Source organism: Solirhodobacter olei (genome assembly GCF_004010155.1).
Classification (GTDB): Bacteria; Pseudomonadota; Alphaproteobacteria; order Rhodobacterales; family Rhodobacteraceae; genus Solirhodobacter; species Solirhodobacter olei.
In genome coordinates this window covers 23589-40362 of record NZ_RRYH01000015.1, presented here as the reverse complement: position 1 = coordinate 40362, position 16774 = coordinate 23589, and the positions used below count along the sequence as shown (strand labels likewise).

The following is a 16774-nucleotide window of genomic DNA, read 5'->3' as shown; positions in this document are numbered from 1 at the left end:
CGGGGGCTGCGGTTGTATGCGCGTGCAGTCCGGGCACTGGTAGACCTCTGCATGGCCGGCGCGGCGGTGCTGATCTTGTTCGATCTCACCCTGATCGGGATCGCCGTGGTCATGCGATATGTCTTCAGCAACCCGCTGCAGTGGACCGACGAGATCGTGTCGCTGACCTTGACGGCGGTGGTGATGCTGTCGGCGCCCAAGGTGCTTCTCCAGAACGGCCACATCGGCGTCGACATCCTCACCGGCGGATTGCGGGGGAGAGCCCAGCTTGTCGTCCGCATCTGGGGCGCTTCCGCCGTCCTCTGTGTCTCGGCACTTCTGATCCTAAACGGCTGGAAGACGGCGATGATGTCAAAACTGATTGGCATCATGACGGAGGGACAGCTCGAACTGCCTGTGTGGCTGCTTCAACTCCTGCTGCCGTTGGGCGGCGTCCTGCTCGCGCTGGTGGCTGTCGGCCAGATCTGGGAGGCGGTGGACGGATGGTCCGGTGTGTCGCGGGAAGCGAGCTCAAAATGATCATCTTTCTCATCCTCGCAACACTGCTCGTCCTCCTGTTCACGGGAGTGCCTATCTTCGCCGGCCTGACCATCTATGGCGGCGCGATGCTCTATATGTTCGAGGGCGGCCTCGGCGGCATTTCGGGCGTCATCTTCAACCAGGTGAACGAATACCTGCTCGTGGCGATCCCGCTCTTCGGATTCATGGCCCATATCATGATCAAGGGCCGCGTCGTCGACGACATCTACGACACTGCCTATACATTCACCCGGCACCTGCCTGGCGGGCTCGCCATCGCTACCATCCTCGCCTGCACGCTTTTCGCTGCGATCTCCGGTTCGAGCGTAGCAACTGCGCTGACAATCGGCGCCGTCGCAATCCCTCAGATGCTCCGCTTCGGCTATGACGAGCGACTGGCCTATGGGGTCGTCGCGGCAGGGGGCACGCTGGGCATTCTGATCCCGCCCTCCGCCCCGATGATCCTCTATGGCGTCTCTACCGATACATCGATCGGCAAGCTCTTCATGGGCGGTATCGTCCCCGGTATCCTGATGGCCGGCGTCTTCATCCTGTGGGCCTCGTTCCGCGCTTCACGCGCGCCGAACATGACGCGCGAGAAGATGGCAGGCCTGACCGAGATGGGGCAGGCGCTCCAGAAATCCGCCTGGGCGGGAACACTGCCGGTCTTCGTGCTCGGCGGAATGTATCTCGGCGTCTTCACCGCGACAGAGGCCGCTGCCGCCGGCGCCTGGCTCGCACTCCTCATAACCGTCTTCATCTACCGTACCGTCGGGCTGCGCGAAATCTGGGAGGCCGCGATCGAGGCGGCGCAGCTCTCTGGGCTGCTGTTCATGATCCTGGCAGGCGCTACGGTTTTTTCCCACGTGCTGACGATGATGCGGGTGCCGCAGCAGATCGTTGAGGCGATGACGGCCTCTGGGATGGGGCGGATCGAGTTTGTCCTGGCGATGATGGCGCTGATCATCGTGCTCGGCATGTTCCTCGAAAGCATTGCGATCATCCTGATCACGGCGCCGATCACGCTGCCGGCGATGATCCACCTGCACATCGACCCGGTTTGGTACGGCGTCCTACTGGTTGTGAATCTCGAGGTGGCGATGATTACGCCGCCGGTCGGCATGAACCTCTTCACGATCCAGGCCATCACCCGGGCGCCGATGTCGAGGATCATCCGCGGATCTTTCCCCTACGTGCTGCTGATGCTGCTCACCCTGCTGTTGCTCGTGGCGGTGCCCCAGCTCGTCCTTTTCGTTGCCAACAACACGGTGGGAGTACGATGAAGTTCTCTGGACGCATCCTAATCCTGAGCGATGACGCCGCAGCGATGTCGGCGCAACTCGCCGGTGCGGACCTCGGTCTGGAAGAGGCGTCGCCGCGTCGCTCGAATGTTTCGACAGACGAGATTACCCCGCTGCCGGTGCTCCTGAATTTCGACGAGACGCTTGGCCGTTACGCCCACACCGGGACTGTGTTCGGGGGCGTCAAGGCGATTGGCGAGGGAACGCTTGCCCGGGGCGGGTTCTCGGTGCTCGTGGCCGGAAAGCGCTACGGCAAGGGCTCGTCACGAGAGCATTCGCCTCTGGCTGAGCGCTCGGCCGGTATCCGGCTGGTGATCGCCGAGAGCTTCGAGCGCATCTACCGGCAGAACTGCGACAATCTTGGCATCTTCACCTCGAGCGACTTCGGGCTGATCGATCGGATCCGGGCGGGCGAGGATATCCCGTTGGAAGAGCTCGTCGCCGGCCGCGACTCCCTTGCCTCGGCAATCCTGAGGGAGGGTGGGCTGCTGAGCTTCGGAGAGCGCCACCTTGCCCATGCCAGGCCTGTCGGCGATACGCCCGCCGGCCCGCAGACGCTTGCTCAGAAGATTGTCGCCAGGGCCCGCCTTCAGGTCGAGGGGCTCGACTGGGACATGCGGCCCGGAACCGGCGGCTTCGTGCGAGCCGACTGGCGCTTCATCCACGAGTATTACACCGGGATGGCCGCGCATATGCTGCACGACCGCTTCGGACGGCCGCTGGCCCTCAGGAATCCTGGAACCATCCTGCTCTTCGAGGACCATCTCTCCTATTCCCACCGCTCGCCCACGCATCTGTCGCAGGGGCTGCTTCCGGGCGTTCGCGCGCTATCCCAGGCCCACAGGGCGTTCGAACGAGAGTACGGATTGAAAAGCCACGGCTATCTCGTAGGTGAGGAGGGATCGGAAGGCATCAGCCACGCGATGATGACCGAGCTTTATGCGTTGCCCGGCCAGCTCATCGTCGGAACCGACAGCCATACGACGCACCTCGGTGCGGTCGGTTGCTTTGCGTATGGCATCGGGACCACGGACATGGCGAACGCGTTCGTCACCGGGGCTTGCCGCCTGACGATGGCCGAAAGCCTGCTCGTACGGCTGGAGGGCGAGCTGCCGCCCGGTGTGTCGGCCAAGGATGTCGCCCTCACCATTCTCGCGAGTTCGCTCATCCGCGAAGGTGGCGGCCTTGGCAAGATCTTCGAATTCGCAGGCCCAGTGATCGATGCCATGAGCGTGGACGCGCGCGCGACACTGACTAACATGGTGGCCGAGATGGGCGGGCTGACCGGCATCTGTGCGCCGGACGCAACGACGGTCGCGTTCCTGCGAGAGCGCCGGGCGGTCGATTTCCAACTCGAGGACTGGATGCAATCCGATCCGGAGGCGATCTATGCCGATGTGCTCACTATCGACTGCTCCCGGGTCGGCCCGATGCTCGCAAGCCCCGGCGATCCCGGTAACGGGCTCGCGCTTGAGACGTTCTCTGACACCGTCCATGTCGACATCGCCTACGGAGGATCCTGCACCGCCGGAAAGAGGGACGACTTCGACGCCTATCACGAGGTCGCCCAATGGGCCTTCGAACGGGGCCTGAGCGTTCCTCCGGAGACCAAGCTCTACCTCCAGTGCGGCACCCTGCAGGTGCGCGATTACTGTGAGAAGAAGGGTTACATGGACGCTTTCCGTGGCATCGGCGCCGAAATTCTGGGCCCATCCTGCGGTGCCTGTGGTCAATGTGGCCCCGGGGTTTCGACCGATCCGGGCCAGGTGACGATCTCGGCGATCAACCGAAACTTCCCAGGGCGGGGCGGGCCTGGCACGACCTGGCTCGCGAGTCCGGCGACGGTCGTGGCGAGCGCGATCGCCGGCAAGGTCTGCGGCTTCGCGAACCTGCGGGCCGCGCATCCCGAATGAAGTTTGTATTGTCCGAACGGCAATATCGTTTTGATAGCGGGCTAACCTCATGAAAACGGCAGATATCCACGATGCGTTTAGCTCGGAGGTCGAGGTCTGTTCCCTCTCGTTTCTGATCCTCGGCCGGAAGCGTTCGTTCTTCGGGCCCGTTGCGACGCTGCAGTGCTTCGAGGATCATGCTCTTCTGAAATCCGAGCTCGAGATGCCGGGTAAAGGTCGCGTACTGGTGGTCGACGGAGGAGGGTCCCTTCAAAGCGCGCTGTTCGGAGATAAGATGGCGGGCCTTCTTTTCCATAATGATTGGGCGGGCATCATTATTCACGGCGCCATCCGGGACCGCGACGAAATCGATTGCCTTGAGGTCGGTGTGCGGTGCCTCGGTGTGACACCAAGGAGAAGCGCCGGCGCTGGCATCGGAAGTCAGGAAGTGCCCGTTGAAATTGGCGGGACGACTTTTCGGCCGGGGGACTACGTCTACTGCGATGCCGATGGCTTGTTGATTTCCCGAAGAGCCCTGGTCTGAGTGTCAGCTTTGCGGATGCTGCGTCGCGGCGTCGGTTTGGCACTCGAATGACTACAAAGGGCCGGTCACGTCGCCCTATCGGCCGCGGCCAGGAATAGGCTCACCTGATAGGGTCTGCGTCGGGATGGCTCCGGTCCGCATACCTCACAATTGTTTTTGATTTGCGATCGCGACCGTTTGCTCATTCAAGCGGAAACGAGAAAAGCTCGACGCGATCACAGCCATTGGCTGCAATCGCTGCACGTTTATTGCCGAACTATAGATGTCGCAAACACCTTTCCCCGACAAGCGCTGGCTATGACGGCGGGTTGCAAATGTCCTTGACCGACTGCATTACCGCCTCGGAAGCAAAGACGCGGTCGAGCCAGCCGTCGCGAAAGATTTGAGGCTTTGCTTGCTCGATGGCCTGCAGCGCTCCGTCGGAGAACTTGCCCTCCTTAAAGATCTCAAAGGCGATGGAAATTTCGATGTTGAGATGGCCCAGCATGAAGTCCACCGCGGCCTGGCGCGGCACGCCGCGGCGGATGGCCTCCTCTGTCGCCTCACGCAGCGCCAGCGACAGTGTGGCCCCCACGGTTTCGGAGAGCGCGGGCTCGAGGATCGCCATCTGTTCCACCGTGCAGCGGTGGGCGGACATGACCGGGGCATAGATGGTGCGGGCAACCTCCTCGCAGAGCGCATAATGCGCCTCCGGGCCCTGCATCAGAGCGCAGACGATATGCTGCTTGGCCTTCACGCCGCCAAAGAAGTCGGTACGGGCCTCGAACTCGGTCTCGTCGTTGAAGATTGGCGGGTGGCAGGGATGGGTGACGAAATAGGTCACGTCCGGCCTTTTCGGTAATTCGCCAGCATGCGGGGCGGCGGCGTCGAGCATGATGACAGAAGTACCTGGGTCGAGATCGGCGACGAAGGTGGTGAGGACCTTGCCGATCATCCGGTCCGGCACCGCCATTACCACAGCATCGGCGCGAGAGAGGGCCTGGCCCTGTTCGATGCAGTCGATGCCGGTTGCAGCCTTTAGCCGATCGCGGCCTTCTGCTGAGACCTCAACATGGGCGACGTCGAAGCGCGTGCCCTGGAGGTTCTTCGAAAGCCGGAGGCCCATTTTCCCGCCGGCGCCGAGCAATGCTATCTTGGTCATTTTATGTACTCCCATGTGCTGTTGCGCCACCGGCGCGAATGATTCCCAGAATATCGGGCGGGCCCATCTGGCCGCCCTTCAGTGCGATTTCGAGCCCGTCGACCGGTGCAGCCGAGCCATGTGCGCGGCAAAGTGGACAGCCTGGGGCGAGGGGCGCCACGGCCTCGAGCGCAGTGATGCCGAGGGCGCGACAGGCATGGCCGGAGCTGTCGCCGCCGAGGACGGCGGCACGGCTGATGCCGGGGTGGCGTAGAAGGCGCGCGAGGATCAGGCCGAGCCCCTCGCCGATCCGCTGGTTGACGGCGGCGGGCTCAGCCGCGCTGCGGGCCAGCGCCTCGGCGAGGCGGGCGACGGCGGGATCCTCCGGGCCGCGAGCGGTGGCCACGAGCGGCGAGCGGCCGGCGGCGAGGGCGGCCGCGGCTTCCGCGGCGGCGGTGTCGAGCGCCACCTGCCAACGAGCGGGATCGGTCGCAGCGGCGGCTTCAAGGGCGATCGGGGTGAAGCCGTGGTCGGCGGCCCAGGCGATCTGCTCCGCGGTGGTGGCGGAGACCGAGCCAGAGACCGTGGGCAGGAGCGCCGTTGCCGCAGGGCGCGGCGGGGTCGGCGGCGGCGGCAACAGGCCCGCCGCGTGCCAATGGGCGACGAGCGCATATTCGAGGCCCTGGGAGCCCAAGGCAAAAAGCCCGCCGGCGCGGTTGGCCCATATCAGCGCGCCGGCGGCGACCAGCGTCTCCTCGTCGATCACGTCAAGGGCGACGGCGGCGTTGCCGGCGGCGCGGATCTCGTTGAGGCGGGTTTGGGCAGCGCCGGATTTCAGCGCCAGCAGGTCGATGAGGGCGAAGGGGTGGGCGGTCTGGCGGGAGAGATGGGCGCGGACATCGGCCTCGTCCATCGGGGTGACGGGGTGGCGGCGCATCACCGGGTGGAGGTCGAGCCGGAACACCTCCGCCCCGAAGGCGGCGAAGAGGGTGCCAAAGGCCTGGTAACGGCGGATCGCCGGGGCGGCGACCACCAGCGGCTGCCACCCGGCAACGTCGGGGCGGCGGGAGACGATCGGCAGGGCGATCTCCAGCGCCGCGCCGATGGAGCCGATATGGGGCGCGGAATCGAGAGTGGAGCAGATCTTGTATTGGATGACCGGGGCGCCGAGGCGTTCCAGCGCGGCAAAGACCGGCGGCAGCTCTCGCGCCATCCAGCCGGGCGGCTGCGAGCGGGCGATGCCCGCGATGCCAATGCAGCGGGCGGCGGGGAAGCGGGCGAGGCTGGCGGCGTCGGGGATGTCGAGGAACATCACCGATTGCAGCCCGGCGAAGGCCATCACCTCCATCACCGCCGACGCGCCGGTGAAGTCGTCGCCGTAGAAGGCGACGAGCGGGCCGTCCGGAAGGGCCCCGGCCGGGCTCATTTCGACAGCGCCGCGGCGAGCGCGGGATGGGTGGCCGCATAGTCGGCGGCCGGGATGCCGGCGAGCGCGGCCTCCCAAGCCTCGCGGAGCGAGGCGACACCGGCGGCGGGGCCCTGGGGATGGGCCATGATCCCGCCGCCGGCGGCGAAGATCAGGTCGGCAGAGCCGAGCGCGGCATAGGTCGCGCCGGCCTGGCGGGCGGACTGGCCGGAGGAGAAGACGGGCATGACAGTGCAGGGCTTGTCGTCGAACATCGGCTTTAGGCATTCGCGGGCCGAGGCGATGACGCTGTCGTTGGCCTCGCAGAACTTGTTGTCGATCCCGTTGACATGCATGTGGTCAGCCCCGGCGAGGCGCCAGAGCTTCTGCCAGGCGACATAGGACCAGCCGAGCGCCGGGGCGCGGGTAAGATAGCCCCAGCCGTTGCGGTGGGCGTGGATTGGCAGGCGGGTGTGGCGTCCGAGCGCAATGGCACCCGCGAGGCCCACCGAGTTGAGGCTGACCATGACGCAGGTGCCGCCGAGACGTTCCACCAGATCGTGGCGGCGGCGCATCTCGTCTACCTCGCCGGTAAGGTTGAAGGCGTACATCACCTTGCGGCCGGTGCGGTCCGCATGGGCCTCGATCTCGCGCATCACCGACTTCGCGCGGGCCTCGAATGGGCAGGCCGGGCCGTCGGACTGCAGCTCGTCATCCTTGATGAAGTCTATGCCAGCGGCGCAGAGCTGGGCGACGAGGCCCGCCGTCTCCTCTGGCGAGAAGCCGACGGAGGGCTTGATGATCGTGCCGATCAGCGGCCGGCCGGTGACGCCGGAGAGCCGGCGGGTGCCGTCGACGCCGAATTTCGGGCCCGGGTAGGCGGCGGCGAACTCCGCTGGCAGGCGGATGTCCATGAGCCGGAGGCCGGAGAACTGGCGCAGCTCGAAGAGGTTGCCGGCGACGGTCGCCATAAGGTTCGGCAGCGACGGGCCGATGTTGTCGATCGGCCAGGAGAGCGTGATCCGGGCGGCGACCGGTGCGCCGCCGCCCGGAGGCTCACCGGCGCCCGGCAGGCTGGGAGGGCCGACCGGACCGATGATGTCGAGCGCCTCGATGCGAGCCGCGGCGCGGGCCTTCAGTTCTTCCGTCTCGCCTGGCACGGGAACGAAGGTGCCGGAGGACTGCTCACCGGCCATAGCCTCGATCGCGGCTCGGGGGTCGTAGGCGGTTTCGATGAGATAGTCTGCTTCGATGCGGATTGGGGAAGGCATGAGATCAGGCGTCCAGTTCAGCGAAGGCGAGGGCGAAGGGAGGCAGGTCGATTGCACTGGCTTGGTAGGCCGGCGCGTGGGTCAGCCAGTCGGGATCAGTCTCGGCTGCGGCGAGAGTTTCGGTGTCGAGCCGGCGGACGCGAGCGCGAGCGGGCAGGGTGAAGGCGCGGGGCGCAGTCCCGAGATTGGCAGCGGCGAGGACAGTTCCGCCGGCAAGGGCCGCAGCCACCACATGGATTGCCCGATCGGCCAGCCGCGGCCGGAGGCGGCGGCCAGGAGACATGGTCTGAAGTGCCCGAAAAAGGTGGAAGACGGGGCGAAGTCGGTCTGCCTCAACCAGGCCGAAGGGGCCGGCAGGGGCGCCGAGTGCCATCGCCTCGACCCCTGCGCCTTCGGTGGCCGCAATGGCGGCGAGAAGCCATGCCGCGCCGAAGAGCGCGCCGTGGCGGGGATCGTCCATCGCCATCGCTTTGCGCATGCGCTCCGGGTTCGGGGCGGTGCTGGCGCCATATGGATTCGAACGCATCCCGATAGAGACGAGACCGAGTCGGTACGGCTTCTCTGGCGCCAGTGCACGAGCGGAGCGGAAGATCTGTGGCAGTGCTTCGATGGTTTCGCTGACTGAGACATCGTCGGCTGCGTGAACGATCGCTGTGGTTCCGTGGCTCATGTAATCGAGCGTCTTTGGATCTGGGCGATGACGGTTTAGTTCGGTGAAATTGGTGAGCATGCCGCCGCCGATAGCAAGGCCCGGAAAAGTGGCGCGCGCGGCCGAGCGTGCGTCTGCTGGGCTCGCACCTTTGGGCCAAGTGCCCTCGGGCTGGTAACTTGCCAGGTAGGCGGCGGGCAGCGCTATTACGTGCTCCGGAGAGCGGCCGATTTGGACAATCTCTGCGGCAATGGCCGAGAGCTGAGCCTTTAATGTAGGGGCGTCGTCCGCGGTGACGAGCTCTATGTCGTAGGCTGCAGTCGTGTTCGCGAGGGCATCGAGCAGGTCTGTCGCTGCGGTGCTGGTACGAAGGTCGAGGCGGATCAGGCGGCGTGAGGAGGCCAACGCCGCCGCTGCAGGTCCGGAATGCAGCGACCACCCAGGCTCAACCGCGAGCGACGGTTCGGGGAGCTGTTCGGCGGTCTTCTCCAGCAAGAGCCTCGGGTCGTGCGCGAGGCTGGCGGCGGCGGGGGCGGGGCCGGAAAAACGGATGCTAACGTGCTGGCGGATCTCGGCGCCAGCGGCAAGGCGGTATGGGAACGGTAGCGCCAGGGGGCGGCAGTAGGTCTTGTAGGAGGCGTCAGACCAGTTGCGCTGGTCCTCCATCTCGAAAACCTCGCCCTCCATCTCGATCTCGACCCGCGCGGGAGCGATTGCGTAGGCCAGCGCTTTTATTTCCCGGGCTGGCTGGTCGGGTGAGATGACTTCTGGGAAGCGTGCACGTTCAATGGAGCCATCGGCATGGCTGATCTCGATCGGTGCCCCGGCAAGGTCAGAAATCGGATGAAGGATGGTGAATCCAGCGCGGTTGACCTGAAGATCGCGTTGGGGGCTGAGGGTGAGGTCGATCTCGATCCGGCCGGTTGCCGTGACGGTGAGATCGAGCGTTCCGGATAGAGCACCGTCGGTCGTCTCGAACCGGCGGAAATAGGTACCCGCTCCAGGATCGAGCGCCTCCGCGGTGGTCGAAATGAGCATCGTGCCCCAGTCGACGTCGCGTATGGGGTAGCTGATGGCGCGGACCAGCTCAGTTCCATGCCAGCACAGGCTGCGCAGCATGTTGGCTTCGATAGAGAGTGAGAGAGGGCCGGCCGTAAGCGCCCGCGCCGCGGCGGCGGGCTCGGTGGTGCCGTAGAGGGCCCGTTCCAGCCCGGTCATCTCGAGTGTCTCCCGTTAAGCACGTTGAATGCTCATTATACCAGTTGGGGCGCGCTTGCAAGTCGTCCCGCCTTGGTGGCGTTACTTGCGCAGACTGTAATTGTCTTGATGATAGAGGCTGTTGGCGCGGTTCAGGTGCTCACTCATGAAGCGGGCGGCATCATCCGCGTCACCGCGCTCGATGGCCTCGAGAATCTGCCAGTGTTCGGAGAGGGTGAGCTGTTCCAAGCCGGGCTTGCGCACCAGGTCGAAGTGGAACTGGGCGAGCCAGTCGAACAGCGCCCGGCTGAGCGAGGAGAAGATCGGATTGCCACTAATCACGGCGATGCGGTGATGGAAGCGGCCGTCCCATTCCAGGAAGGCGGGGGAGAGCAGGCGGACGCTTTCCTGCTTCTTTAGGATGTCCTTCAGATCGGCAATATCCTTGGGCGTTTGCTTGCGGCTGGCGATGCGGGCCATCTCCATCTCGAAGGTGGCTCGAGCTTCTTTGAGATGGCTGAGGCTGGTCGACGAGTGAACAAGGATATGGCGCATCGACTCGCTCATCTGACCGACCATTCGATCGAACGAGGGCTCGGCCACGCGCGGACGTTCGCCGTGCTTGATTTCCACCAGTCCCATTCTCTGGAGATTTTGCATCGCCTCGCGGATAGCTGGGCGGCCGACGGCGTAGCGCTCCATGAGCTCCCGCTCGGAGGGAAGGACGTCACCTGGCTCGAGCCCCTCGGTCTCAATGATCGAGAGGAGGCGGCGCTGCACCTGGTCGGATAGCTTCACGCGGGATATGGGATTCTTTGTGCTCATGATACCAGTAGTAGGTTTTCCGTACGTTCCAAGCAAGTAGATTGAGCCCGCCGGTCAACCAAGGCCGAGGCCATTTGCCATGACAAAAACAGAATAGAGTGAACTGGTCCCGCAGATGAAGATTCGATTGCGACGGTGGCCGCCGAAGGTGAGGTTGCCGACCATCTCGGGGATGCGGATGCGGCCAATCAGGTCGCCCTCTGGCGCCAGGCAGTGCACGCCGTCGAAGGCGGAGGACCAGATGCGGCCGGCGCGGTCGACGCGGAAGCCATCGAAGAAGCCGGCGGTACAGGTCGCCAGCACCTCGCCGCCGGAGAGGCGGTTATCGGCGCCGACGCAGAAGCGGCGGATATGGGCCGGGCCCTTCGGGCGGTGCGAGGCGCCGGTGTCGGAGATGTAGAGCAGGCTTTCGTCCGGCGAGAAGGCGAGGCCGTTCGGCTGCACGAAGTCGTTGGCGACACAGGTGACGGCGCCGTCGGTCGGGTCAATGCGGTAGACGTGACAGCCATCCATCTCTGGCGCCGTCTCCTCTCCTTCATAATCACTAAGGATTCCGTAGGTTGGATCCGTGAACCAAATCGATCCGTCGGACTTGCAAACGATGTCGTTGGGCGAGTTGAAGCGCTTACCCTCGAAACGATCTGCGAGGATATCGATGCGGCCATCGTGATTGGTCCGGGTAACGCGACGGGTCAGATGCTCGCAACTCAGAAGTCGGCCCTCGAGATCCACCGTGTTTCCGTTCGAGTGGTTTGAGGGTGAGCGGAAGGTGGAGACCGAGCCGTCTGTTTCATCCCAGCGCAACATGCGGTTGTTGGGAATGTCGGACCAGACGAGGTAACGGCCCGCGGCAAACCAAGCCGGACCCTCGGACCAGCGGGCGCCGCTCCAGAGCCGCTCGACATGAATATGCGGTGCGAAAAGTGTCCGGAAGCGATCATCCAGGATTTCAAACCAGGCTCCCTCAAGCGCTCCGTACATGTGCTCCTCCGCCTACCGTACCCCGATTGCCCTATTACTCTTACCAAAGGGGCTTGTCACGAAGCAACTGGTATAATAAGCATCATAGTTGGCGTCGGCACTAAACGGGCGGCGCGACAGAACATGGGAGGATAAATGATGAGACTTGGTCTTGCGGCGGCGGTCGGCGCCGCGGTGGTGGCCGCGGGCGGAGCGTTTCCGGCCATTGCCTCGCCCTCTGCGCCGGTGATCGCGCTGTCGAATGCCTATTATGGCAATACCTGGCGCCACCAGATGGTGGAGGCCTTCGACGCGGCCGCCAAGAAGGCCAAGGCGGACGGCCAGATCGCGAATTACATCGCCATGAACGGCGACGGCTCGGTGGCGCAGCAGAACAGCCAGATCGCCGAACTGATCCTGAAGAAGGTGGATGTGATCCTGGTGGATGCCGCCTCCGAGACGGCGGTGAACGGGGTGATCGAGAAGGCCTGCAAGGCCGGGATCATCGTCGTCTCCTTCGACTCGATTGCCAATGCGCCCTGCAACTACCAGCTCAACTTCGACTTCACCGGCTACAAGAAGGCCCAGGCCGAGGCGGTGATGAAGATGATCGGGGGCAAGGGCAACATCATCCAGGTGCGCGGCGTGAAGGGCTCGGCGCCGGACCATGACATGTACGAGGCGCAGCAGAGCGTCCTGAAGAAATACCCGGACGTGAAGGTGGTGGCGACGGTCTACGGCCAGGCCACGGCCTCGGTCGCTCAGGCGGCGATCACCAATGTGCTGCCGAGCCTGCCGCATGTCGATGCGGTCCTGGCGCAGGGCGGCAGCGACGATATCGGCATCGCCCAGGCCTTCGAGCAGTTCGGCGGCCAGTACAAGGGCCACATGCCGATCATCGAGGGCGGAGGCAGCACCGATTTCGTAAAATGGTGGGCCAAGGAGCATGCCGCGGACGGCTACAACACGATCTCGATGAATACGACGCCGGGGATCGGCGGTGCGGCCTTCTGGCTGGGCCTGTCGATCCTAAAGGGCGCCAAGGCGCCGAAAATGATGATCATGCCGGTGGCGACGGTCGACGACAGCAACCTTGCAGAATATGCGAAGCTTCCGGCCGGGCAGATCATCTCGCCCAGCTATTCGCTCGACTGGGTTAAGAAGAACCTGCTCAAGTAACCGTTCTTGCACGGGCAGATTGATCCAGCGGGCCGGCCGCGCGAAGACGGGCCTGGCCGGCCCCGACGTCACTCCGAGGGATGCATGACCGATATCCGCTTCGCCGGGCACGCGCCGGGCCATCTGGAGGCCGTAGGGGCTATCGTCGCGGCCGACGGCGACGCCGTCGTCCGCCTCAGCAGGATTACCAAGGCCTTCGGGGCGACGCTGGCCAATGCCGAGATCGATCTGGAGGTGCGGCCAGGCGACGTGATCGGCCTCGTTGGCGGCAATGGTGCGGGCAAGTCGACACTGATGCGCATCCTCTGCGGGGCGCTGCCGCCGACGCTGGGGACGATCGCCTTCGCCGGTGAGGCGGTGCACTTCGCCGATTACGGCACCGCCGAGGCACAGCGGCGCGGCATCCGCATGGTGCATCAGGAATTTTCTCTCTGCACCAATCTAACGGTAGCGGAGAACTTCTTTCTGGAGGAGCCGCAGGGCGCGCGGATCGGCCGGCGCTGGCGCGAGCGCTACCGTGCCCGGGCGCGGGCGGCGCTGGAGGCAGTGTTTCCGGAGCCGGGGATCGATGTTGATGCGCAGGTGGGGCATCTGACGATCGGCGAGCGGCAGATGGTGGAGATAGCCCGCGCGGTGGCGACTCCTGGGGTGCGGCTTATCGTGCTCGACGAGCCGACCTCCTCGCTCGGCCAGGAGCGTTCGCGCCAACTGCGGGCCTTCATGCATGAACGCCGGGCCGAAGGGCTCTCCTTCATCTTCATCAGCCATAAGCTCCACGAGGTGATCGACATCGCGACCGAGGTCGTGGTGCTGCGAAATGGTCGGCTGGCTTGGACCGGGGCGGTGCGCGAGGCGTCGATCGGCAGGCTCGTGGAGCTTATGGGGGGCGACGCCGGGGTGATCCATCACCATGGCGCGGCAAAGGTAGCCGGTGGGGGGGAGGTGGTGGTGCGCGTTGGTGGCGCGTTCGCCGAGGGTCTGGAGCGGCCAATTGAGATCCGGCGGGGCGAGATCATTGGGCTTGCCGGGCTCGAGGGCTGCGGCCAGAAGGATCTGCTGCAGGCGGTCTTTGCTGGCGGACGCGGTGGTGATGTTATGAGGCTGGGCGAGGCGAGCTTCATCGCCGGCGACCGGCGCAAGGAAGGCGTCTTCCCGCTCGGCACCGTGCTTTTCAACATCGGCATCGGCCGGATCGCGCGGCAGGGCATGTTGCGGCTGGTCTCGGCCGGCCGGGAGGCGGCGGCGGCGGTGCCGCATGCCGAGGCTCTGCAACTCGACACCGGGCGGTTCGGCTCCAACATCCTGGAGCTGAGCGGCGGCAATCAGCAGAAGGCGCTGGTAGCCCGAGCGCTTGCGACCGGGACGCCGGTGATCCTGCTCGACGATCCGACGCGGGGTGTCGATATCGCCACCAAGCAGGATTTCTACCGGCTCTGCGATGCCGCGGCCCAGGAGGGCCATACGCTGATCTGGCACAGCACCGAGGATGCCGAGCTGCTGGCGGCCGACCGGGTGCTGGTCTTTGCCGACGGGCGGATCGTGCGCGAGCTTGCCGGGCCCGAGATCACCGAGGAGGCGATGGTCGCGGCCTCCTTCGCTCATATCGGCGAGCGGCGGGAGGAGGACTCGGCTGGCGCTGGCGGGTTGCGCCGGCTGGGCGAGGGGACCGTCCGGGCGGCGCCGTTGCTCGGGCTGGCGCTGGTCTTCGCGATCATGGTCTGGGCCAATCCGCTGGTGGCCTCGGTTTTTGGGCTCGACCTTCTGCTGATACCGGCGCTACCGCTGGTGCTGGTTGCGATGGCGCAGATGTACATTATCGGCGGCAGCGAGATCGACCTCGGCGTAGGCGCCTTCGCCGGGCTCACGAGCGTTCTGGCGGCGACGCTGCTCTACGCCCATCCGCCGCTCGGCCTATTGGCGATTCTGGCGGTGATCCTGGCCTATTCCGGGCTCGGCTGGCTGATCCAGGCGCGCCGGATCCCGGCAATCGTAGTGACGCTGGGGGCCTCGTTCATTTGGTCCGGCATCGGCTATTCGATCCAGCCGACGCCGGGGGGCGCGAGCCCGGCCTGGCTGAGCGCCGCGGTGAACTGGCAGATCCTTGGGCTGCCAACCTCGGTGCTGATGATCCTGATAGTAGCGATGCTCGCCTATGGGGTGAACCAAGCTCCGATCGGGGTGGCGCTACGGGGTTTTGGCAACAACGCGGGGGCAATGGTGAATTCTGGCTGGTCCGCGACGCGGATTGCGCTTCTCCGCTACCTTGTTGCCGGGATTTTCGCGGCGCTGGCCGGGCTGGCACTGACCGCGATCAATACGGCGAGCGACATCAATTCCGGCAATTCCTACACGCTGCTGAGCGTGGCGGCGGCGGTGATGGGGGGCTGCACGCTGCTGGGCGGCATCATCTCGCCCTTCGGAGCGGTGGCTGGCGCGGTGACGCTGTCGCTGATTGGTGCGCTTCTGGGGCTGCTGGGCGTCTCGAGTGACTTCACCGTGGCCGCACAAGGGCTGGTGCTGATCGGTCTTCTGGCCGTGCGGGCGCTGACGATCCAGAAGGGAGCGGAGGAATGACTGAGGCCGGGATCGCCCGCTGGGCGCAGAGAAACCGCTGGATCTGGTCGGCGCTGGCGGTGCTGATCCTGTGGATCGTGCTCTCGGTTGTCACCAGCCGCTTCAGCCTCGGCAGTCTCTCCGGCATCCTGCTCTCGGCCTCGTTCCTGGCGATCGTCGGGCTGGGACAGATGTTCGTGGTCACCACCGGGCGGGGCAATATCGACCTGTCCATTCCCTCGGTGCTGACGCTCAACGCCTATCTTGCTCTCCTGACGGTGCGCGGCCATGATGGGCGACTGGCGCTCGGCGTGGCGGTGGCCCTGGGGGTGGGGCTGGTCGTCGGGCTGATCAACGCCGGGCTGGTGGTGAAGCTGCGGATCCCGGCGATCATAGCCACGCTCGCCTCCGGCTATGTGCTGGCGACGGCGACGCTTCTGGCCAACGGCATGATCCCGGGATTCGCGGTTAGCCCGCTTCTGAAGGCGATCGTCGGCGCCCGGGTCGAAGGGTTGCCAGTGATGGCGCTGATCGCAGCGGCCTGCGTCGGGCTCGCCGCCTTGGTGCTGCGGTTCACCGGCTACGGCCAGATGCTGATCGCCGTCGGCCAGAACCGCGAGGCGGCACGGCTGGCGGGGATCCCGGCGGGGCGGGTAATCGGAATCGCATTCTTGATCTCTTCGGTGATGGCCTCGCTGACCGGACTCTTGCTCGGCGCCTACGTCGGCGGGGCCTTCCTGGAGATGGGGCAGCCCTATCTCTTGCAATCGATCGCGGCGGTGGTGGTGGGCGGCACGCTGATCTTCGGCGGCTCGGCCACAGCGCTCGGCACCTTCGTCGCCTCCGTGCTGTTGATCCTGATCGTGACGACCATGCAGATCATGGGCCTGCCGCCGGGGGCGCAGGACATGGTGCAGGGCGTGGTGGTGATCCTTGTTTTGGCGCTGGCCGGCCGCGAGGGCGGGGCCGGTCGGCGAAGGGTGGCAACAGCGGGCGCAGGCTGACGCTCCGATCGCCTGGCCCCAGCGGCGCATGTTGATTGTGCTTTTGTTCACCGCACTCTCATAGCTTGCCAGGGCAAGCTTATGCGTCTTCAGACGGTTTTCGCCAAGCGGTTCCCCATTGGTCCGGCCGCGCAAGACCTCGCCCGCGTGCACCTCGACGTGGGCTACCCCTCATGAACCCATTTCAGGCGTTCTGGTTCTGAATTCTTAGGGTATGTGAAAAAAAGCGAAAGTAAAACGAAGAAAACGAATCTTTTACTTGCCATAGTGTCAAGCCGGTGGTTACAAACGCAATCAAGCGAAGCCATTCGCGAATCCCGCCAACCGGCGGGACCTATGGCTAAAGGGGGGGGGT

Annotated in this window: 13 protein-coding genes; 7 read left to right on the top strand and 6 right to left on the bottom strand. The window is 65.1% G+C overall.

What is annotated here, in order from left to right; genetic code table 11:
- Nucleotides 1-51 precede the first annotated feature (51 nt).
- From EIP85_RS11990 to rraA, 4 genes are read left to right on the top strand one after another with little or no spacing between them, the layout of a single operon-like run.
- On the top strand, nt 52-519 hold the full coding sequence (locus tag EIP85_RS11990) for a TRAP transporter small permease (protein ID WP_164871715.1): 468 nt from the start codon (nt 52-54) through the stop codon (nt 517-519).
- Nucleotides 516-1802, top strand: coding sequence for a TRAP transporter large permease (locus tag EIP85_RS11985; RefSeq protein WP_127902423.1), 1287 nt, complete (start codon nt 516-518; stop codon nt 1800-1802). The genes EIP85_RS11990 and EIP85_RS11985 overlap by 4 nt, the downstream gene beginning before the upstream one ends.
- Nucleotides 1799-3733, top strand: a complete 1935-nt coding sequence (locus EIP85_RS11980; protein ID WP_127902422.1) for an aconitase family protein — start codon at nt 1799-1801, stop codon at nt 3731-3733. The genes EIP85_RS11985 and EIP85_RS11980 overlap by 4 nt, the downstream gene beginning before the upstream one ends.
- A gap of 49 nt (nt 3734-3782) precedes the next feature.
- Nucleotides 3783-4256, top strand: coding sequence for a ribonuclease E activity regulator RraA (gene rraA, locus EIP85_RS11975; protein ID WP_127902421.1), 474 nt, complete (start codon nt 3783-3785; stop codon nt 4254-4256).
- 295 nt (nt 4257-4551) lie between these two features.
- Here the strand turns inward: rraA and EIP85_RS11970 are convergent, their stop codons facing one another.
- The 6 genes from EIP85_RS11970 to EIP85_RS11945 all read right to left on the bottom strand — a co-directional run bounded on the left by EIP85_RS11970 (nt 4552) and on the right by EIP85_RS11945 (nt 11704).
- Nucleotides 4552-5382 (bottom strand): phosphogluconate dehydrogenase C-terminal domain-containing protein, encoded by an 831-nt coding sequence (locus tag EIP85_RS11970; RefSeq protein ID WP_241559994.1) that lies wholly within the window; start codon nt 5380-5382, stop codon nt 4552-4554.
- 16 nt (nt 5383-5398) lie between these two features.
- Nucleotides 5399-6802 (bottom strand): four-carbon acid sugar kinase family protein, encoded by a 1404-nt coding sequence (locus EIP85_RS11965; RefSeq protein ID WP_127902420.1) that lies wholly within the window; start codon nt 6800-6802, stop codon nt 5399-5401.
- The gene (locus EIP85_RS11960) at nt 6799-8052 is read right to left on the bottom strand and encodes a ribulose-bisphosphate carboxylase large subunit family protein (protein ID WP_127902419.1); all 1254 of its coding nucleotides are present in this window, start codon (nt 8050-8052) and stop codon (nt 6799-6801) included. Before EIP85_RS11960 ends, EIP85_RS11965 begins: the two co-directional genes overlap by 4 nt.
- A gap of 4 nt (nt 8053-8056) precedes the next feature.
- Nucleotides 8057-9919, bottom strand: coding sequence for a D-apionate lactonase family protein (locus EIP85_RS11955; RefSeq protein ID WP_127902418.1), 1863 nt, complete (start codon nt 9917-9919; stop codon nt 8057-8059).
- A gap of 81 nt (nt 9920-10000) precedes the next feature.
- Nucleotides 10001-10723, bottom strand: coding sequence for a transcriptional regulator NanR (gene nanR / locus EIP85_RS11950; RefSeq protein WP_127902417.1), 723 nt, complete (start codon nt 10721-10723; stop codon nt 10001-10003).
- 54 nt (nt 10724-10777) lie between these two features.
- Complete coding sequence (locus EIP85_RS11945; protein WP_127902416.1) at nt 10778-11704, bottom strand: SMP-30/gluconolactonase/LRE family protein; 927 nt, start codon at nt 11702-11704, stop codon at nt 10778-10780.
- A 138-nt stretch (nt 11705-11842) separates the two neighbouring features.
- Between EIP85_RS11945 and EIP85_RS11940 the strand changes: the two genes are divergently transcribed.
- The 3 genes from EIP85_RS11940 to EIP85_RS11930 all read left to right on the top strand — a co-directional run bounded on the left by EIP85_RS11940 (nt 11843) and on the right by EIP85_RS11930 (nt 16419).
- On the top strand, nt 11843-12862 hold the full coding sequence (locus EIP85_RS11940) for an ABC transporter substrate-binding protein (protein ID WP_127902415.1): 1020 nt from the start codon (nt 11843-11845) through the stop codon (nt 12860-12862).
- An 84-nt stretch (nt 12863-12946) separates the two neighbouring features.
- Entirely contained in the window at nt 12947-15436 is a 2490-nt protein-coding gene (locus tag EIP85_RS11935) for an ATP-binding cassette domain-containing protein (protein ID WP_127902414.1), read from the top strand.
- Entirely contained in the window at nt 15433-16419 is a 987-nt protein-coding gene (locus EIP85_RS11930; protein ID WP_127902413.1) for an ABC transporter permease, read from the top strand. The genes EIP85_RS11935 and EIP85_RS11930 overlap by 4 nt, the downstream gene beginning before the upstream one ends.
- The last annotated feature ends 355 nt before the right edge of the window (nt 16420-16774 follow it).